This window comes from Pseudomonas sp. JV449 (genome assembly GCF_032424295.1).
Lineage (GTDB): Bacteria > Pseudomonadota > Gammaproteobacteria > Pseudomonadales > Pseudomonadaceae > Aquipseudomonas > Aquipseudomonas marginalis.
The window spans coordinates 24994-43427 of sequence record NZ_VYKD01000013.1 but is presented as its reverse complement, the minus strand read 5'-3'; the positions used below and the strand labels follow the sequence as shown (position 1 = coordinate 43427).

Genomic DNA, 18434 nt, shown 5'->3' with positions numbered 1-18434 from the left:
CCAGCCTTCACAGGCCATCTATCCACTTTGCACGCAGCACAACGCACCAATAGAGTGCGCACGGATCACCCATGACCCAGGCAACCGCTTTGCGCGTACAGGCCTTCACCACCGCTGATGTGGCCGCCCAATGCCGTGCGACACCCGGTTGGGTGCAGCAGTACCAGCAGATGTCCCCGGGGCATTTTGCCGGGCGCGTCCGCTACCTCGACCTGCACGGTGTGCAGGTGTACGAAGAGAGCATGAACACCCGTGTGGAGCAGCACTTCAACGCACCGCCGGGCGCGCTGGCGTTCTGTTTCGATGGCAGCGACAACGCGCTGTATCTGCTCAATGGCGAAAGCCGCAACACCTGGATCACCCCGGAAAACTACCGCGAAGTGGCGGTGGTGTTCGGGCCGCAATTCGTGCAGCGCCACGGCCTGGATGTGGAGACGCTGGAAGGCCTGTTCATGGCGCCGCTGACCTGCCAGCAGAACGCGCTGTTCAGCCGCTGGCTGAGTGGCACCCTGACGCGCTTGTCCACGGTCATCGACCCCGTTTCCCTCACTCAGCAACTGCTCGACGACTGCCTGTTCATCCTCGACAACGCCTGCGTGTGCCTGGATCGCAGCTCATTGCAAAAGCGCAGTGAAGAACGCCGGTTGATGGCGCGCATAGGCGAGTGGGCGGCGGATGCGCCGGACGAAACCGTCAACCTGTTGGAACTGGCGCGGATTGCCGGCGTACCGCTGCGCCAGTTGCAACAAGGGTTCAAGACCTACACCGGGATGAGCCCGGCGCAGTGGTTGCGCCTGCGCCGGTTGAACGGGGCACGGCGGGAATTGTTGAGCGGTGCCGGAACGACCGTGGCCGAGGTGGCGATGAATTGGTCGTTCTGGCATTTGGGGCGGTTCTCTAACAGCTATCGAGCGTTGTTCAAAGAGCTGCCGAGCGAAACCCTCAAGCACTCACTTTGAAATGCATCTGAAAATGTGGGAGGGGGCTTGCCCCGATGGCGATGGGTCAGTCAACATATCTGTATCTGAACTACCGCAATCGGGGTGTAGCCCCCTCCCACATTGAATTGCATTTCAAGGTTGGGATTTTAGGAAGGTTGAGATTAGTTGGTTAACCCGCTCCGCCGCCTCCAACTGCACCATATGCCCCTGCCCCGGCAGAATCTCCACCTGGGCCTCCAGCCCCTGGGCATGGCCGGCCGGGATGATTGCATCGTCACTGCCCCAGATCACCAGGCTCGGTTGCTGCCCCACTACGTTGCGCAAATCCAGGCGCTGGCGCCCATCCTCGAACAGTTGGGCATTGAGCTGACGAAGCGCCTGGTCCACCCCTTCCAACCGCTTGAACTTGAGCATGTCCTCCAGCATCTGCCGCGTCACCAGCGCCGGGTCGCTGAACAGTTGCATCAGTTGCGGCTTGAGCGCGTTACGGTTATTGGCTTCGGTGAAACCTTGCAAGTAATCGCCATTGATGTCCGCACCCAGCCCGGCGCTGGCGATCAGGGTCAGTGAGGCAACGCGCGCCGGCGCCTGGCCGGCAAGCGTCAGGCTGACCAAGCCGCCCATGGAGTGCCCGGCCAGGTGCACGCGCTCGAGCTTGAGGTGATCGAGCAAGGCCAGCACGGCCTGGCTCAGCTCTTCGGCGTCACCGGTTTGCAGATGCTTGCCCGACTCGCCATGCCCCGGCAAATCCACGGCGATCACCCGGCGCTCGGCGGCCAGGGCCGGTTGGTTGAACAGCCAGTTGTTCAAGTCGCCGCCAAAGCCATGCACCAGCACCAGCGGCGTACCGCCGTCGCCCAGGTCGAGATAGCGCAGCAAGCGCCCGCCCACCTCGACCTTCTGCGCACTCGGCCCGGTGGCTTCGGCTTCGGCGCTGCTTGAGACGAACCCGGCGTTGAAGCTTTCGATCACCGCATCGATCTCCGCCTCGCTGGCCTCACCTTCCACCACGATCCCCAGCAGCGCGCCCACCGGCAAGGTCTCGTCGCTCAGCGCCAGCACGCGGCGCAGCACGCCACTGAACGGCGCCTCGACACTGCTGGAGATCTTGTCGGTCTCGACGTCCAGCACTTCCTCGCCCTTCTCCACCCGGTCGCCGGGCTGCTTGAGCCAGACGTCGATGCGGCCTTCGGTCATCGACAGCCCCCACTTGGGCATGGTCAAGGTATGGATCATGCGGCGTTCCTCTTGTCGGCGATCTTCAGCACCGCGGCCTCGATCTTCGCGGCGTTGGGGATGTACAGGTCTTCCAGCGCATCGGAAAACGGCACCGGCGTGTGCGGCGCGGTGACCATCTCGATCGGCGCACGCAGGAACGAGAAGCCCTGCTGGGCCACCAACGCACTGATGTCGGTGGCGATGGAACAGCGCGGGTTGGACTCGTCGATCACCACCAGGCGCCCGGTTTTCTCCACGCTCTCGAGGATGCTGTCTTCGTCCAGCGGGCTGGTGGTGCGCAGGTCCAGCACTTCGCAGTCGATGCCCTGGCGTGCCAGGTTGGCGGCGGCTTCCAGGGCGATATGCACCATGCGGCCGTAGGTCACCAGGGTCACGTCGCGGCCTTCGCGCACAAAGTTGGCTTCGCCGAACGGCACGGTGTAAAGCTCTTCCGGCACCTCACCTTGGAGGCTGTAGAGCATCTTGTGTTCGAGGAAGATCACCGGGTCGTTGTCGCGGATCGCCTGGATCAGCATGCCCTTGGCGTCATACGGCGTGGCCGGGCACACCACCTTGAGGCCGGGAATGTGCGTCCACATCGAGGTGAGCATCTGCGAATGCTGGGCGGCGGCGCGCAGGCCGGCACCGTACATGGCGCGCACCACCAGCGGCGTGGTGGTCTTGCCGCCGAACATGTAGCGAAACTTGGCGGCCTGGTTGAGCAACTGGTCGAGGCAGCAGCCGATAAAGTCGACGAACATCAATTCGCACACCGGGCGCATGCCACGGGTGGCGGCGCCGACGGCCATGCCGACGTAGCCGACTTCGGACAACGGCGCATCGAGTACGCGGTCCGGAAACTCCGGGTACAGGCCCTTGGTCACGCCGAGCACACCGCCCCAGGCGTCCTGCTCGCCGGGGGAACCGGTGCCGCCGGAGACGTCCTGGCCGATAATGAACACGCTCTGGTCGCGGCGCATTTCCTGGGCCAGGGCTTCGTTGATTGCCTGCTGATAGCTGATTTTGCGAGCCATGAAATTCTCTCCGAGTCTTGTAGTTATTAGCGGTAGGCGACGTAGACATCACTGAGCAGGTCGGCGGCCTGGGGCTTGGGATCGGACTTGGCCAGGCGCACGGCGTCGTCGATCAACTGCGCGACCTCGCCGTCGATACGTTCGAATTGGGCCGCGTCAAGCCAGCCTTCGGCATTGCAGCGCTGGCGGAACAGTGCGAGGCAGTCGTGGGATTCGCGCAGGTTCTTCACCTCGTCCGGGCCACGATAGGTTTGTGCATCGCCTTCGAAGTGGCCGTAGAAGCGACTCAGCTTGACTTCCACCAAGGTCGGCCCGTCGCCTTTGCGTGCACGCTCCACGGCCACGCCCAACGCCGCGTGTACGGCAAAGAAGTCATTGCCATCGACAATCACCCCCGGCATGCCGAAGCCCACCGCCCGCTCGGCAATGTCCTTGCACGCCACCGACCAGCCGGAACCGGTGGCCTCGGCATAGCCGTTGTTCTCGGCAACGAACAGGCACGGCAGTTTCATGATCGACGCCAGGTTCATCGCCTCGAACACCGCGCCCTCGTTGGAGCCGCCGTCGCCGAAAAATGCGACCGCCACGCCCTGGCTGCCCTTGAGCTTGGAGGCCAGCGCGGCGCCCGCCGCCAACGGCGCACCCGCCCCGACAATGCCGTTGGCGCCGAGCATGCCCTTCTCCTGGTCGGCGATGTGCATGGAGCCGCCCTTGCCTCCGCACACGCCGGTTTTCTTGCCGTAGATCTCGGCCATCATGCCGAACACATCCACGCCCTTGGCGATGCAATGGCCATGGCCACGGTGGTTTGAGGCGATGCAATCTTCATCGTTGAGGTGGGCCATGACCCCCGCTGCGCTGGCTTCCTGGCCGGCATACAGGTGCACGAAACCGGGGATCTCGCCGGTGGCGAATTCCACATGCAGGCGTTCTTCGAAATCACGGATGGTGCGCATCACGGTGTAGGCATGCAGCAATTGATCGGTGGACAGGTGGGTGGACATCTTGTTGTTCTCCAGGTTGTCTCGACACACAAAAGGCTGGCTGCGGCCAGCTGCAAGCGGTTCAGCACAGCCTGTGCCAAGGTGCGATGAAACCTGGCAAAGCCTTGATCCAGAGCAGTGCCGTGCGGTTGTGCCGGGACGGTATGCCTGTGCAGAATGAGACGGTGCATTGCACTGTGCAGGCGGCGTCTCGGCCGGAATGAGACGCCGCGTCTCACGCGGGGCTGTTGGTCAGGTCGCCCTTGTCCCCTCGCGCCCACGGGCGCTTAATGGCGGGCATAACAACAAAGATCGAGAACCGGAGGCCTTATGCTCGCCGCGAACTCCAGGGAGCACGTCGACTGCGTCAGTCGCGTGGTCCGCAATGCCGATCGCCTGCCCCAGGCGCCGGTGCCGTCGCTGATTTTCGATTCATGGCGGCGTTCCATTGAACAACACCACCTCGACCCCGGCTCGCTGCAGGGGCCACGCATCCTTACCGAACCCTTGCTCAAGGAATGCCGCGAACGCGCCGAGCTGTTCATGCGCATCGCCGGCGAGGAAGTCGGGCAACTGCACCACCGGGTGCGCCACGCCGACTACTGCGTGATGCTCACCGACGCCCAGGGCCAGACCATCGACCACCGCGTCGACACCACCATTCGCAGCGACTGCCGCAAAGCCGGCCTGTACCTCGGCACCTGCTGGTCGGAAGCCGAGGAAGGCACCTGCGGCGTGGCCACGGTGCTGACCAGCAAGGCCGCAGTGACCGTGCACAAGCGCGACCACTTCCGCGCCGCCTTCATCAGTTTGACCTGCTCCGCCGCGCCGATCTTCGACTCCCAGGGCAACCTGCTGGGGGTGATGGATGCCTCGGCGCTCAAATCCCCGGATGACCGGCGCAGCCAGCACCTGGTGCGGCAGATGGTGGCCCAGAGTGCCCTGGCCATCGAAAACGCCTTCTTTATGCACAGCGCCCGCGAGCACTGGGTGCTCCAGGCCCACAGCACACCGGGCTACGTGGACAGCCAGCCCGACCTGCTGCTGGCCTGGGACCAGGACGGGCGCCTGCACGCGCTGAATAGCAAGGCGCGCCACGCACTGCGCCGGCGTTTCGGCCAGGTGCCGGAGCATATCGGCGAAGTGTTCGACCTGGATGCGTTGCGCTCGGCCACCGATCAATCAACCCAACACCTGCAATGGCTGGGCGAGCCTGGCGTGCTGCACGTGCGGGTCAACGCGCCGCGCCGCAAACCGTCACGGCCCGTTGCGCACACACAGGTCGACCCACGGGTGGAAGAACACCTGCGCCTGGCCGTACGCGTCAAGGACCGCAACCTGCCGGTGCTGGTGCAGGGGGAAACCGGCGCCGGCAAGGAAGTGTTCGCCCGCCAGCTGCACGAACGCAGCGCCCGGCGAACAGGGCCCTTTGTGGCGGTGAACTGCGCGGCGATCCCCGAGAACCTGATTGAAAGCGAGCTGTTCGGCTACGTGGCCGGGGCCTTTACCGGTGCGTCCAGCAAAGGCATGCCGGGGCTGTTGGTGCAGGCCGATGGCGGCACCCTGTTCCTCGATGAAATCGGCGATATGCCGCTGGCGTTGCAGACGCGCCTGCTGCGGGTGATGGCCGAGGGTGAAGTCGCGCCCCTGGGCGGGGCCAAGACCCGCACGGTAGACATTCAGGTGATCTGCGCCAGCCACCGCGACCTGGCCGTGCTGGTCGGCGACGGGCGCTTTCGCGAAGACCTGTACTTCCGCCTCGGCTGCGCACGCTTCTACCTGCCGCCGCTGCGCGAGCGTAGCGACAAGCTGGCATTGATCAACCGGCTGGTGGAGCAGCAAGCACGCGGCAGCGGCGTCTCGGTCGGCATCGGCCAAGCCGCGCTGGAACGCCTGCTGGGCTATGCCTGGCCGGGCAATGTGCGCCAGCTGCACCACGCGCTGGCGTATGCCTGTGCGGTATGTGAAGGCGGCACCATCCAGTTGGCGGACTTGCCGGTGGAAGTGCGTGGGGAGCAGGTTTCGCCAGCCGCGGAACCTAGCGTGAGCCCGGAACGCCAGGTGGTACTGGACGCGTTGATCCGGCATCGCTGGAAGCCGTTGCCGACGGCGCAGGCGTTGGGCATTTCCCGAGCCACCCTCTACCGCCGAGTCAACCAACTGGGCATCGACATGCCCGGCAAGCACTGACACAACGGGGGTCAACAATGTGGGAGGGGCTTGCCCCCTCCCACATTTAATACCGTCGGCCTTGGGAGATCAGCGGTAAACCAGCCCGCCATCGATCAACGGCGCCTGCCCGGTCATGTAATCCGCGTCCGGTCCCGCCAGGTAGGCCACCAACCCCGCCACATCCTCCGGCGTTTGCGCACGGCCCAAGGCAATCCCATCCACGTACTTCTTATACGTCGCACCCACTTCAGCCCCGGTAATCTCGGCCATGCGCTTGTCGATCTCCACCCACATATCGGTGCCCACTACGCCCGGGCAGTAGGCGTTGACCGTGATCCCGGCGCTCGCCAGTTCCTTGGCCGCCGCCTGGGTCAAGGCGCGCACGGCGAACTTGGTGGCCGAGTACACGCCCAGCAGCGCGAAGCCTTCGTGGCCGGCGATGGAGCAGGCATTGATGATCTTGCCCTTCTGTTTGAGCGCCTTGAATTTCCTGCCGGCAGCCTGGATGCCCCACAACACGCCCTGCACATTGATGCCCAGGGTGCGCTCGACCTGTTCCGGGCTGACGTCCAGCAGCGCGTCGATCTGCGCGACCCCGGCGTTGTTGACGATAATGTCGAAGCCGCCGAGGGTCTGGTGTGCGTGTTCGACCGCCGCCACCACCTGGTCGCGCTTGGACACGTCGGCGATAAACACCGAGGCCTTGCGCCCCAGGGCCACGACTTCGGCGGCCACGGCTTCGAGCTTGGCGCCATTGATGTCGACCAGGGCGATGTCGGCACCGTCCTGTGCCAGGCGCAGGGCGATGGCCCGACCAATGCCCTGCCCGGCGCCAGTCACCAGCGCAACTTTTCCAGCGATACTCATGACAATCTCCTGCAACGATGAGAGAACGTTGTCTATCGCAGGTACGCGCACGGGCTGTCGAGGCGCAACGGGTTTGGCATAGGCGTTGAGACGCCCTGTCTCAGCGCACGCCCGTGTACCGAACGCTTGTAAAACCTGGCCGTTATGCCTAGCTTATGCGCCCCCCGCCCTGCGCTTTAAGGCCCTCCCCCATGGTTTTGCGTTTTCGTCCTGTCGTCAGTACACGTTTCGCCCTCGGCCTGCTGCTCAGCGGCGGGATCGGCAACAGTTGGGCGGCACAACTCGAGCTGCCGGCGGTGCAGGTCCAGGGCGAGGACGCGTCAGGCTATCGCGCAGACACCGCCTCGGTCGGCGGCTTCAACGAGGCGCCGCTGCTGGACACCCCGGCCTCGATCACAGTGATCAATGCCGCGTTGATCAAGGACCAGCAAGCGCGCCTGCTCAGTGAGGTGCTGCGCAACGACGCCTCGGTGGGCGACAGCTACGCCCCCATCGGCTACTACGAGAATTTCGTGGTGCGCGGTTTCTCGCTGAATGCGGCGAGCAGCTACAAGATCAACGGGCGCACCATCACCGGCGAGCAGAACGTCGCCCTGGAAAACAAGCAGCAGGTGGAAGTGCTCAAGGGCCTGGCCGGTTTGCAGAGCGGGATTTCCGAACCCAGCGGCGTGATCAACTACGTGACCAAGCGCCCGGAAGATGTGCGCTCGGTGACGGTGTCCACCGATGACCGCGGCAGTGGCTATATCGCCACCGATGTGGGTGGCTGGTTTGGCAGCGAGCAGCAATTCGGCCTGCGCGCCAACGTCGCCCATGAAGACCTTAATTCCTATGTGGAGCACGCCAACGGCCAGCGCGACTTCGTGTCCCTGGCCTTCGACTGGAACATCAGCCCCGACGCGGTGCTGCAACTGGACGCGGAATACCAGAACAAGCAACAGCGCTCGGTACCGGGCTACCAGTTGCTGGGCGGCACCGAGGTGCCCCACGACGCCTCGCCGAAAAAACTGCTGGGCCACCAGAGCGGCTCCAGGCAGGTCGGCATCGATTCGCTGAACCTCAACGGCACCTTCGAATACCGCTTCAGCGACCAGTGGAAAGGCAGCGTCAGCGCCGCGCGCAGCAAGGTGGTGATCGATGACTACAGTTCGTTTGCCTGGGGCGGCGACACCAACGGTGTCGGCAACCACTTTACGCCCGCAGGCAACTACGACGTCTACGACTACCGCAGCCCCGACGATACCCGCCGTGACGATGAAGTCCAGGCGGCGATGACCGGCCTGTTCGACACCGCCGGCATCGGCCATGAACTGACCTTCGGCACCAGCGCGTTTCGCCGGGTGATCGACAAGCGCAAGTCCGTCAACGAGTACATCGGCACGGCCAATATCGACGCTGACGCGCCGACGTTCACGCCCACCGACAAGCCGTTGAACGACAGCCATCGCACCCTCGACAGCCGCCAGTACGGCCTGTTCGTCACCGACCGCATCCGCTTCAACGAGCAATGGCAAACCATCCTCGGTGGCCGCGAAGTGCGCCTGGATGAAAAAGCCTTCGACGGTGTCACTGGCAACCAGGCCCGCCATACCCAGCAATACGTGTTTCTGCCCCAGGCGGCATTGATCTACAAACCCGTAGAAAATATCTCGCTGTACACCAGTTACAGCAAAGGCCTGTCCCTGGGCGGCACTGCGCCGTGGTTTGCCAGCAACGCCGATGAAACCCTGGCCCCTACCACCTCGCGGCAAATCGAGGCCGGGGTGAAATACGACTGGCGCCGCATCAGCTTCGCCGCCGCTGTGTTCCAGACACGCCAGGCCTACCAGTACGCCAGGCCGGATGGCGCCGCTACCTTTACCTATGTGCAACAGGGCGAGCAGAAGAACACCGGCGTGGAGTTGTCGGCCAACGGCTGGGCCACCGACCGCCTGCAGATTTCCACCAGCGTGGCGGCGATTCGTGCACGGGTAAGCGGCAGCGGCACACCGGAATACGAAGACCACCAGGCGATCAACGTGCCCAAGCTGCGCGCCAGTGTGTACGCCGATTATGCGTTGCCGTGGGTCAATGGCCTGGCGGTGCTCGGCGGCGTGCAATACAGCGCCAAGAAGTACGCCAACCGCAGCGGCAATGTGGAGGTGGGGGATTATGCGGTGGTCAACGTCGGCAGCCGCTACACCACCAAGGTCGACGGCTACGAGACGGTGCTGCGCCTGAGCGTCGACAACCTGTTCGACAAGCGCTACTGGCGCGACGCGGGCGAGTACATGGGCGATGACTATCTGTTCCAGGGCGCGCCGCTGACGGCGCGCCTGAGTGCTTCAGTGAACTTCTGACACTTACTGCTGTGGCGAGCGGGCTTGGCGAATCGTCGCACCGCCCGCGTTGGGGTGCGAAGCGCCCCTGATGAAGACGAATGGGGTATATCAGGCACTCCTCTGCGCCTGGTTTTGGGGCTGCTGCGCAGCCCAGCGCGGGACAAGCCCGCTCACCACAAAAGAGCCGTCTTCAACCTTTCTTATTTAGGCATCTTGCGAAACCCTACCGCGAGGCGATTCCAGCTGTTGATGGTGGCGATGGCCACGCTCAGGTCGACTTGCTCCTGGGGGCTGAACTCGGCGGCGAGCGCCGTGAAGTCTGCGTCCGGCGCGTGGGTCTGGCTCAGCAGCGTCAGGCTCTCGGTCCAGGCCAATGCCGCGCGCTCACGCGGGGTGAAGAACGGCGTTTCGCGCCAGGCCGACAGGGTGTACAGGCGACGCTCGGTCTCGCCGCCCTTGCGGGCATCGGCGGTGTGCATGTCCAGGCAGAACGCACAGCCGTTGATCTGCGACACACGCAGGCGTATCAGTTCCAGCAGTGGCAGCTCGATGGAGAGTTTGCCGACGGCGGCTTCCAGGGCGAGCATGGCTTTCATGGCGTCTGGGGAAGCGGTGTAGAAATCGGTACGGGCTTGCATGCGGAACTCCGGAACGGTGGGAAGTGGTGGCTAGGTTAGCCACCGGGCCATACGGGAGAAATAGCCAATTACGAGGAAGAACAGGTGACCAATGGTGCGATCAACCTGGTAATGGAATCACCCGCAACGGTCGCACCGACTTATAGGAAAAACTCGAATAAATCTCCTTGACGCACGGCAGCGTCTGCAACACCTCCCGCGCAAACTCGCCGAACGACTCCAGATCCCTGGCCACCACTTCGAGCAAAAAGTCATAGCGTCCCGACACGTTATGACAGGCCACGATTTCCGGAATATCCAACAGGCGTTGCTCGAACGCCCGGGCGATTTCCTGAGTGTGGCTCTCCATCATGATGCTGACAAACGCCGTCACCCCGTATCCCAGCGCCTTGGGCGAGAGGATCGCCTGGTAGCCGCTGATCACCCCGCTTTCCTCCAGGTTCCTGACCCGTCGCCAGCACGGTGAAGTGGTCAGGGACACGCGCTCGGCCAGCTCGGCCACGGTTAAACGGGCATTGCCTTGCAGGGCGTTTAATAACGCCTTGTCGGTGCGATCCAGCGTGATGGGCATGACGTGCCTCTGTTTATTGTTTTTAGCGAGTTTTCATCCCAGGACAAGGGATTTCTCGGCAAAGTTTGGAAAATCCAGCCGTGATTATAAGCATAGCATTGTAGGAAATAAGGAGCGCCCGACATGAACACTAAACACAATGCATTCGGCTTTTCCACCCGTGCCATCCACCACGGCTACGACCCCAAGGCCCACCACGGCGCACTCGTGCCGCCGATCTACCTGTCGGCCACGTTTGCCTTTCCCACTGCCGAATACGGCGCCGCCTGTTTTGCCGGTGAGGCCGGCGGCCATTTCTATACGCGCATTTCCAACCCGACCCTGGCGCTGCTGGAGTCCCGCATGGCCAGCCTGGAAAACGGCGAAGCGGCGGTGGCGTTCAGTTCGGGCATGGGCGCGATTGCCGCGACGTTCTGGACCCTGCTGCGCCCAGGCGATGAGGTGATCGTCAGCCAGACGCTCTACGGCTGCACCTTCGCCCTGCTGCATCACGGTATCGGCGAATTCGGCATCAAGGTGCGTCACGTGGACCTCACCGACCTGGCGGCCCTGCAAGCGGCACTCAGCCCCGCCACCCGCATGGTCTACTGCGAAACCCCGGCCAATCCCACCCTGCAATTGGTGGACATCGCCGCCGTGGCCGCCCTCGCCCATCAACAGCCGAACGTGACCGTGGTGGTCGATAACACCTACTGCACGCCGTACCTGCAACGGCCCCTGGAACTGGGCGCCGATGTGGTGGTGCACTCGGCCACCAAGTACCTCAGCGGCCATGGCGACATCACCGCCGGCATTGCCGTGAGCAACCAGGCCCTGGCCCAGCGCATTCGCCTGCAAGGCCTCAAGGACTTGACCGGCGCGGTGATGTCGCCCCAGGACGCCTCCCTGTTGATGCGCGGCCTGAAGACGTTGGCCCTGCGCATGGACCGCCATTGCAGCAACGCCCAGGCCGTGGCCGAAGCCTTGCAGGCGCATCCGGCCGTGGAGTGGGTGACGTATCCGGGGCTGCGCAGCTTCGCGCAATACGCATTGGCGGCGCGGCAGATGAGCCAGGCCGGCGGCATGATCGCCTTCGAACTCAAGGGCGGGATCGACAGCGGACGACGCTTCATGAATGCCCTCAAGCTGTTCACCCGCGCGGTCAGCCTGGGCGACGCCGAGTCACTGGCCCAGCACCCGGCGAGCATGACCCATAGCACCTACACCCCTGAAGAACGCGCGCATCACGGTATCAGCGAAGGCCTGGTGCGTTTATCGGTGGGGCTTGAGGACGTCGCCGACCTGTTGGCGGACGTGCAGCAGGCGCTGGCCAAGTGCACCCGCACCGTGCCACGCCAAACGCTCAAGCCTCTCGCGCCTTCACCTTCAAATGCCGCGCATACCAAGGCCGCTTCGGCACGCGCTTGAACAGGCCCTGCAACAGGTGCTCGTCCTCGCCAAAGGTAATGCGCAAGGCGAGCTTCATGGTCTCCGGGTCCATCTCCATCGACTTGCCCATCTGCAACCCCGGGGTGGTGCTGCAGCCATGGGTGTCCGGGCCCAGCCACGGGTCGCCGACTTCGACCCAGCGTCCCGCTGCGAACCAGGCCACGCCGTTGACGTCCAGGCGTCTGACTTCGCCGGGGTTGAAGCGTTCGTGGGCGCGGTACCAGTCTTCGATACGGTCGTCGATCCAGCCGTGGAAGTGCCAGAACACCGGGTTTACATGGGATGAAAACGGGTCGCCGAGGAAGTCGTTTTCTGCCGCGTACCAGCGTGGGGCAAAGTCTGCCGGGTCGCGGGCCAGGGGTACCGGCGCGCCGTTGGACGGGTCGCGGGGCACCGAGGCCCAGCGCATGTGCAGCCAGTCGTGCAGGCCCAGTTCCATTTCGGAGCCGAGTTGGCCCAAGGTCAGTTTGGCCAGGTAGCGCGGGTCGCGGTACTGCGATTCCCAGACCTGGAAGTTGCTGTGGTAGGTCTCGGCGGCCTTGATGTCGCTGACCCACTGGGTGTATTCGCTGTCGTCCGGGGCTGACCAGGTGGGCGGCAGCGCGAAGCCGTCGTGGTTGTCGAAGTAACGCAGGAAACCCAAGCGGTCGCGCTCCAGCGCCGGTTGCGGTTCGGGGAATACAGGCCACGAGGGCAGATCCTGCATGGAACGCGCGGTGCCGAGCATATGCCGGTGCATGAAGAAGAAATCGATGCCCGAGCCGTTGCGGTCTTTGTGTTTGCCACGGGCGTCACGCTCCTTGCCGCGCGGGCCGGGTTGCCAGCCGATGCCGCGCAGGGCGTCGCGTTTTTCTTCGGAGAGTTTGTGCCATTGGTCACGGGTGGCGTGCCACAGCTGGTGAAACAGGCGGTGCTCCGGAGCAATCAGCCAGGCCAGCAGGGTCGGGTTAAGGCCGATGCGTTGGCGGGCTTCGGGAAACAGCTGTTTGTGGGCGATAAAGCGGTGGTCACGTTCGGTCAAGGCCAGGGGCCGATCCAGGTCGAGGATGTGCCCGCTGAGGGTGCCGCTGCCGGCGTTGGCGAAGTCGGCCCAGACTTCATCGAGGGTCATCTTGAACTCATAGGCGGGCCTGCCGTCGAGGGCATCGCGGTCGATCAGGCGCCAGTAGAGCAAGGCGCCCTCGCCGGTCAGCAGGTCACCGAGCACGCGGTAGCGCGGTTCGCCGTCGGCGCGCAGGTTGGCGGCGGTGTCCAGGTAGCCGCGCAGGCCACGGCCACGGGGGGCGATGTCGAGCAGCAGTTCCAGGCCTTGCAGCGGCAGGCCCTTGAGGCCGGCGTCGCGGCCTTCCAGGCGCAGGCTCCACACCCCGCGCAAGGTGTTGGCCAGGTGCTGCCCGGCGGTGTCGGCCAGGTCCACGGTGGCTTCGCCGGGAGTGATGGGCAATTCTTCTTCGCGCGTCAACTCGCGATGGGCATAGAAGGCGGCAGGCACAGCCGCGCCGGTCAGCGCCAGGCCTGCGATGAACCCACGTCGAGAGATGGTCATTGTCTACCTTAGGAAACGGCTTTATCAGAGCTAGAACGTTTGCAGGCCGGGGAAATTTACCGCCCTGCCCGTGCCGCCTAAATTTCCCCGCGCACCACTCGTTCTTCCCTGATAGCGAAGGCCTCAACTGACTGAGATGGCAATGACAAAACCACGTTCGAAAAAGGCGCTGTACATCGGCTTGCCGCTGGCACTGGCCATCGGTGCCGGCGCAGGCTTCCTGGCCTGGGATCATTGGTTCAAGGGCAATGCCGGCTACCCATTGGCCGTGATCAAGCAGGCCAATGAACTGCAGGACCGCTTGCTGTCGTTCGACAGCCATATCACCGTTCCCATGGATTTTGGCACCGCCGGCAACGAGGCGGACAAGGACGGCAGCGGCCAGTTCGACCTGGCCAAGGCGGCACGCGGGCGCTTGTCCGGCGCAGCCCTGACGATCTTCGGCTGGCCGGAAATCTGGAATGGCCCCAACGCCCCGCACAAGCCTACTGACGGCTTTGTCGAGGAAGCCCGCCACGAGCAGGAGGTGCGCTACAAGATCATCTCCGGCATGGTGCGTGACTTTCCCAATCAAGTCGGCATCGCCTATACCCCGGATGACTTTCGACGCCTGCATGGCGAAGGCAAGTTCGCGATCTTTATCAGCATGCTCAACGCCTACCCGCTGGGCAATGACCTGAATCAGCTGGACCTGTGGGCCGCCCGGGGCATGCGCATGTTCGGTTTCAGTTATATCGGCAATAACGCCTGGTCCGACTCATCGCGCCCACTGCCGTTTTTCAATGATTCCGTCGATGCGCTCGAAGGCCTGTCGGACATCGGCAAGCAAGCGGTGCAGCGCCTCAATGACCTGGGGGTGATCATTGACGTGTCGCAGATGTCGACCAAGGCCCTGGAGCAAGTCGCGCAGCTGAGTCGCACGCCGATGGTGGCGTCCCACTCGGCACCGCGCGCGTCGGTGGACATCCCGCGCAACCTCAGCGACAAGGAACTGCAACTGATCAAGAACAGTGGCGGCGTGGTGCAGGTGGTGGGCTTCCCGGCCTACATACGCCCCCTGAGCCAGCCGACCCAGGACAAACTCAACACCCTGCGCGCGCGTTTCGACCTGCCGCCGCTGCCCAACCTGGCCATGGCCCTGATGCCGGGGGACGCGATCATCGCGGCATGGCCGGAGCAGAAGTTCGGCCAGTACGCCCAAGGGCTGTACGGGATTCTTGAGGAGGAGCCCAAGGCCACGCTCAAGGACTGGGGCGACGCCGTCGACTACACCGTGCGCAAGATCGGGATCGATCACGTCGGCATCGCCTCGGACTTCAACGACGGCGGCGGCATCGACGGCTGGAACAACGTCGGCGAAATCCGCAACGTCACCGCCGAACTGATCCAGCGCGGCTACTCCGAAGCCGACATCGCCAAGCTGTGGGGAGGTAACTTCCTGCGGGTCTGGGACCAGGTACAAAAAGCCGCCAAACCCTTGGCCAACCGCTAATCACCTAGAAGCAAGTCCATGACTGACCGCCGTACGTTTCTCAAGCAGGCCGGGATATTCGCCGCCAGCCTGCCATTGGGCGCTGCACTCATCCCGCAGGCACTGGCTGCCACCACCACGGATGCCCCATGGACGGTGTTCAAGCAGCTGTTCAACCAGGACCCGGATTACCTGCACTTCTCCAACTTCCTGGTGGCCTCGCACCCCAGGCCGGTACGCGAGGCCATCGAGCGTTACCGCGCCCAGATCGACCGCAACCCAGGGCTTGCCATGGACTGGGACCTGGAGGAAACCTGGAAGCGCGAAGGCCAGGTACGCGAATGGGCCGGCCGCTACCTCAAGGCCACCCCGGCGCAGATCGCCCTGACCGGCAGCACCTCCGAAGGCCTGGCGATGATCTATGGCGGCATCAAGGTGCGCCCGGACCAGGAAATCCTCACCACCGTGCATGAGCATTACGCGACCCAGAACGTGCTGGATTTTCGCGTGCTCAAGGAAGGCACCCAGGTTCGCCGGATCAAGCTGTTCGAGCGGGCCAGCCAGGTTTCTGCCGACGAGGTGCTGGCCAATATCCAGCGTAATATCCGCCCCAACACCCGCGTGCTGGGCATGACCTGGGTACAGTCCGGCAGCGGCGTAAAACTGCCCATCGGCGAGATCGGCAAGCTGGTGGCGGCGCACAACCGCAACCGCGATGACAAGGACCGCCTCCTCTATGTGGTGGATGGCGTGCATGGTTTCGGTGTGGAAAACCTCGACTTCCCAGACATGCATTGCGACTTCTTTATCGCCGGCACCCATAAATGGATGTTCGGTCCGCGCGGTACCGGGCTGGTGTGTGCGCGCAACCCTGAAAACACCTACGTCACGCCCATGGTGCCGACCTTCTCCGAAGACAAGGACTTCGCCACCATCATGACCCCCGGCGGCTATCACGCTTTCGAGCATCGCTGGGCGGCGGATGAGGCCTTCAAGCTGCACCTGCAACTGGGCAAGGCGCCGGTCCAGGCGCGCATCCATGGACTGAACGCCGAACTCAAGGAGCAATTGCTGGCGCACCCGCAGATCGAACTGGTCACGCCGCGCAGCCCAGAACTGTCTGCCGGCTTTACCTTCTTCCGGGTCAAGGGCCAGGACAGTGATCGGGTGGCAGCCTACATGCAGAAGAACCGCGTGGTGATCGACGCGGTGGACCGCGACGTCGGCCCGGTGATCCGCACGGCGCCCGGCCTGCTCAACAACTCCGACGAAATCCAGCGTTTCATGACCCTGCTCAGCCAGCGGTTGTGACGCGCCTTTTTCCCTTTGCACGAGAGGTCCCTATGACGCCACTGCGACTCAACCCCCTGACGACCCTGGCACTGACCGCCCTGTGCGGCGCGCTGCTGCCGGGCCTGGCCCAGGCCGCCACGCCGCAACCGGGCAAAGTGTTCAAGGACTGCAAGGACTGTCCGGAAATGGTGGTACTGCCCGCCGGCACCTTCACCATGGGGACGCCGGAAGACGAAGTCGGCCGTGAGCCGGACGAAGGCCCGATGCATGACGTGACCTTCGCCAAGCCGTTCGCCATGAGCCGCTTCCACATCACCGCCGGCGAATGGGACAGCTATATCCGCCAGACCGGAGTGAAGATCGCCGACGGCGACACCCGCCCCGGCCGCGAATGCATCGCCAGCAAGCCACGCTATCCCCAGGGCCCGCGCCAGCCGGCGGTGTGCATGGACATGGACGACATCAAGCACTATGTGGCCTGGCTGTCGAAAAAAACCGGCCAGCAGTACCACATGGTCAGCGAGGCCCAGCGCGAATACGCCGCGCGCGCCGGCTCCGCCGGACCATTCCCATTCCCGTTCGACGAGGGCAAGGGCTACAGCATCGCCGAGCATGCCAACACCTACGGGCCGGCGGACGGGTACAGCTATTCTTCGCCGGTAGGCAGCTACCCGCCGAATGCGTTTGGCATGTACGACATGCATGGCAATGTCTATGAGCGGGTGGCCGACTGCGAGCACCCCAACTATGTCGGCGCACCGACGGATGGCAGCGCGTGGATGGAGCCGAACTGCGAGGGCTACCAGATTCGTGGCAATGACTGGGGCGAAGCGCCGGTGTTTTCACGCTCGGGCAACCGCAACAACATCTACCCGCAAACGCGGGGGGATTGGATTGGCTTCAGGGTAGTGCGCGATCTCTAAAGCTGACGGGATTTAATGTGGGAGGGGGCTTGCTCCCGATGGGGTGCGGCAGTCGACATCGCCATTGACTGATACTCCGTAATCGGGATGCAAGCCCCCTCCCACAGTCAAATCGTGCGCGGCTTAGACCCCCTTCTGCGCCAACAACTCCAAACCTTCATGCAGCGCCGGGAACAGGCTGTTGTTGAAGTTGTTCCAGCGCAATTCGAGGATGGTGTCGTCCGGCGAGATCTCGGTCTTGAGTACGTCGTGGAACACCTCGCCGGAGTCGATGCCGTTGTCCACGTAGTGGAAGGAGGCGCCGGTCAGGTACAGCGGCTCGGATGGCGTGGTGGCCTTGGTCACCCAATCCGTAACCGTCAACCCACGCGCACCGTACAGCGCATTCCAGGTCGCATAGGCCCCACGGCGCTCATAGGGCGATTCGATACGGGTGATACCGGGGTGAATGTTCATGATCCTACGGGCAAACGGCGCACCGGGGCGCACCAGCTCGTCCAGGATCACCAGCAGGCCGTCCAGCACCACAATATCGGCCTTCAATTCCACCAGCGTGTCATGCAGGCGGCGTTCGAAGTCCTGCTTGCCGGCGATATGCTCGGCGCTGCCCCGTGGCAGGCGGCGATAGGTGGACGGCACGCTCAACAGCAGGTCGTTGACCAGGTGGCCCTGCACCTGCAAATCCGCCGGATAAAGCCACTGGCGCCCCGGTTTATAGGCAAACCCATAGTCGACCACCAACTGCTGGTCGCGCGGGTTCTGCTCATCGTCGTCATACACCACGCCCACCAGGTTGTAGGCGTCACCCAGGGACGTGTCGTTGAGCGACCCCACCAGAAACTCCAGCACCGACTTCATGTAGCGCTCGTGGTCCTTGTAGGCCACCGGCTGGCCGGCCTTGTCGGCAGCGGCATTGCGCAGGGACCACACGTACACCAGGTTCTTTTTCGTCATTGTTTCGCTCTCGCTGGAAAGATCAGGCACGCGCCGATACGCGTGCGCCTACACCACAAGAACGAACCAGATGC

General features: G+C 63.8%; 15 protein-coding genes. 7 read left to right on the top strand and 8 right to left on the bottom strand.

What is annotated here, in order from left to right; translation table 11 throughout:
* Positions 1-71: 71 nt before the first annotated feature.
* Positions 72-959: a helix-turn-helix domain-containing protein gene (locus tag F6S08_RS12360; RefSeq protein ID WP_065927958.1), complete on the top strand. Its 888-nt coding sequence runs from the start codon at positions 72-74 to the stop codon at positions 957-959.
* 114 nt (positions 960-1073) lie between these two features.
* On the opposite strand, the gene F6S08_RS12355 is transcribed toward F6S08_RS12360, so the two are convergent.
* From F6S08_RS12355 to F6S08_RS12345, 3 genes are read right to left on the bottom strand one after another with little or no spacing between them, the layout of a single operon-like run.
* The gene (locus F6S08_RS12355) at positions 1074-2177 is read right to left on the bottom strand and encodes an acetoin dehydrogenase dihydrolipoyllysine-residue acetyltransferase subunit (RefSeq protein ID WP_315871656.1); all 1104 of its coding nucleotides are present in this window, start codon (positions 2175-2177) and stop codon (positions 1074-1076) included.
* The gene (locus tag F6S08_RS12350) at positions 2174-3193 is read right to left on the bottom strand and encodes an alpha-ketoacid dehydrogenase subunit beta (RefSeq protein WP_027606544.1); all 1020 of its coding nucleotides are present in this window, start codon (positions 3191-3193) and stop codon (positions 2174-2176) included. Before F6S08_RS12350 ends, F6S08_RS12355 begins: the two co-directional genes overlap by 4 nt.
* Positions 3194-3219: 26 nt before the next feature.
* Positions 3220-4197, bottom strand: coding sequence for a thiamine pyrophosphate-dependent dehydrogenase E1 component subunit alpha (locus F6S08_RS12345; RefSeq protein ID WP_065927960.1), 978 nt, complete (start codon positions 4195-4197; stop codon positions 3220-3222).
* A gap of 309 nt (positions 4198-4506) precedes the next feature.
* On the opposite strand from F6S08_RS12345, the gene F6S08_RS12340 reads away from it, so the two are divergent.
* The gene (locus F6S08_RS12340) at positions 4507-6366 is read left to right on the top strand and encodes a sigma-54-dependent Fis family transcriptional regulator (protein WP_315871655.1); all 1860 of its coding nucleotides are present in this window, start codon (positions 4507-4509) and stop codon (positions 6364-6366) included.
* A gap of 69 nt (positions 6367-6435) precedes the next feature.
* Here F6S08_RS12340 and F6S08_RS12335 read toward each other — a convergent pair whose 3' ends face one another.
* Positions 6436-7215, bottom strand: a complete 780-nt coding sequence (locus F6S08_RS12335; RefSeq protein WP_065927962.1) for an acetoin reductase — start codon at positions 7213-7215, stop codon at positions 6436-6438.
* A 191-nt stretch (positions 7216-7406) separates the two neighbouring features.
* Here F6S08_RS12335 and F6S08_RS12330 point away from each other — a divergent pair, with 191 nt between their 5' ends.
* Entirely contained in the window at positions 7407-9554 is a 2148-nt protein-coding gene (locus tag F6S08_RS12330) for a TonB-dependent siderophore receptor (RefSeq protein WP_065947717.1), read from the top strand.
* Between the two features lie 182 nt (positions 9555-9736).
* Here F6S08_RS12330 and F6S08_RS12325 read toward each other — a convergent pair whose 3' ends face one another.
* Together F6S08_RS12325 and F6S08_RS12320 are read right to left on the bottom strand one after the other, a co-directional pair.
* Positions 9737-10174, bottom strand: coding sequence for a carboxymuconolactone decarboxylase family protein (locus F6S08_RS12325; protein WP_065947716.1), 438 nt, complete (start codon positions 10172-10174; stop codon positions 9737-9739).
* A gap of 100 nt (positions 10175-10274) precedes the next feature.
* Entirely contained in the window at positions 10275-10745 is a 471-nt protein-coding gene (locus tag F6S08_RS12320; protein WP_065947715.1) for an Lrp/AsnC family transcriptional regulator, read from the bottom strand.
* Between the two features lie 123 nt (positions 10746-10868).
* Here F6S08_RS12320 and F6S08_RS12315 point away from each other — a divergent pair, with 123 nt between their 5' ends.
* Entirely contained in the window at positions 10869-12152 is a 1284-nt protein-coding gene (locus tag F6S08_RS12315) for a methionine gamma-lyase (protein ID WP_315871654.1), read from the top strand.
* Here F6S08_RS12315 and F6S08_RS12310 read toward each other — a convergent pair.
* Positions 12088-13719, bottom strand: a complete 1632-nt coding sequence (locus tag F6S08_RS12310) for a PvdJ/PvdD/PvdP-like protein (protein ID WP_315871653.1) — start codon at positions 13717-13719, stop codon at positions 12088-12090. The genes F6S08_RS12315 and F6S08_RS12310 overlap by 65 nt on opposite strands.
* Positions 13720-13861: 142 nt before the next feature.
* Between F6S08_RS12310 and pvdM the strand changes: the two genes are divergently transcribed.
* The 3 genes from pvdM to F6S08_RS12295 are packed head-to-tail and all read left to right on the top strand — an operon-like array spanning position 13862 to position 17406.
* A complete protein-coding gene (pvdM, locus tag F6S08_RS12305) occupies positions 13862-15211 on the top strand; it encodes a pyoverdine-tailoring dipeptidase-like protein PvdM (protein WP_065927966.1) in 1350 nt (449 codons plus the stop codon).
* A gap of 18 nt (positions 15212-15229) precedes the next feature.
* Complete coding sequence (locus F6S08_RS12300; RefSeq protein WP_065947712.1) at positions 15230-16501, top strand: aminotransferase class V-fold PLP-dependent enzyme; 1272 nt, start codon at positions 15230-15232, stop codon at positions 16499-16501.
* Positions 16502-16533: 32 nt separating this feature from the next.
* Complete coding sequence (locus tag F6S08_RS12295; protein WP_315871652.1) at positions 16534-17406, top strand: formylglycine-generating enzyme family protein; 873 nt, start codon at positions 16534-16536, stop codon at positions 17404-17406.
* A gap of 123 nt (positions 17407-17529) precedes the next feature.
* Here the strand turns inward: F6S08_RS12295 and F6S08_RS12290 are convergent, their stop codons facing one another.
* Positions 17530-18360, bottom strand: coding sequence for a N(5)-hydroxyornithine transformylase PvdF (locus F6S08_RS12290; protein ID WP_065927969.1), 831 nt, complete (start codon positions 18358-18360; stop codon positions 17530-17532).
* Between the last annotated feature and the right edge of the window lie 74 nt (positions 18361-18434).

Excerpts from the sequence above, each read along its gene's own strand:
- F6S08_RS12345 (WP_065927960.1), bottom strand. The coding sequence starts at position 4,197 with ATGTCCACCCACCTGTCCACCGATCAATTGCTGCATGCCTACACCGTG.
- F6S08_RS12310 (WP_315871653.1), bottom strand. The coding sequence starts at position 13,719 with ATGACCATCTCTCGACGTGGGTTCATCGCAGGCCTGGCGCTGACCGGC.
- F6S08_RS12290 (WP_065927969.1), bottom strand. The coding sequence starts at position 18,360 with ATGACGAAAAAGAACCTGGTGTACGTGTGGTCCCTGCGCAATGCCGCT.
- F6S08_RS12350 (WP_027606544.1), bottom strand. The coding sequence starts at position 3,193 with ATGGCTCGCAAAATCAGCTATCAGCAGGCAATCAACGAAGCCCTGGCC.
- F6S08_RS12340 (WP_315871655.1), top strand. The coding sequence starts at position 4,507 with ATGCTCGCCGCGAACTCCAGGGAGCACGTCGACTGCGTCAGTCGCGTG.
- pvdM (WP_065927966.1), top strand. The coding sequence starts at position 13,862 with ATGACAAAACCACGTTCGAAAAAGGCGCTGTACATCGGCTTGCCGCTG.
- F6S08_RS12295 (WP_315871652.1), top strand. The coding sequence starts at position 16,534 with ATGACGCCACTGCGACTCAACCCCCTGACGACCCTGGCACTGACCGCC.
- F6S08_RS12330 (WP_065947717.1), top strand. The coding sequence starts at position 7,407 with ATGGTTTTGCGTTTTCGTCCTGTCGTCAGTACACGTTTCGCCCTCGGC.
- F6S08_RS12320 (WP_065947715.1), bottom strand. The coding sequence starts at position 10,745 with ATGCCCATCACGCTGGATCGCACCGACAAGGCGTTATTAAACGCCCTG.
- F6S08_RS12315 (WP_315871654.1), top strand. The coding sequence starts at position 10,869 with ATGAACACTAAACACAATGCATTCGGCTTTTCCACCCGTGCCATCCAC.
- F6S08_RS12355 (WP_315871656.1), bottom strand. The coding sequence starts at position 2,177 with ATGATCCATACCTTGACCATGCCCAAGTGGGGGCTGTCGATGACCGAA.
- F6S08_RS12325 (WP_065947716.1), bottom strand. The coding sequence starts at position 10,174 with ATGCAAGCCCGTACCGATTTCTACACCGCTTCCCCAGACGCCATGAAA.
- F6S08_RS12360 (WP_065927958.1), top strand. The coding sequence starts at position 72 with ATGACCCAGGCAACCGCTTTGCGCGTACAGGCCTTCACCACCGCTGAT.
- F6S08_RS12335 (WP_065927962.1), bottom strand. The coding sequence starts at position 7,215 with ATGAGTATCGCTGGAAAAGTTGCGCTGGTGACTGGCGCCGGGCAGGGC.
- F6S08_RS12300 (WP_065947712.1), top strand. The coding sequence starts at position 15,230 with ATGACTGACCGCCGTACGTTTCTCAAGCAGGCCGGGATATTCGCCGCC.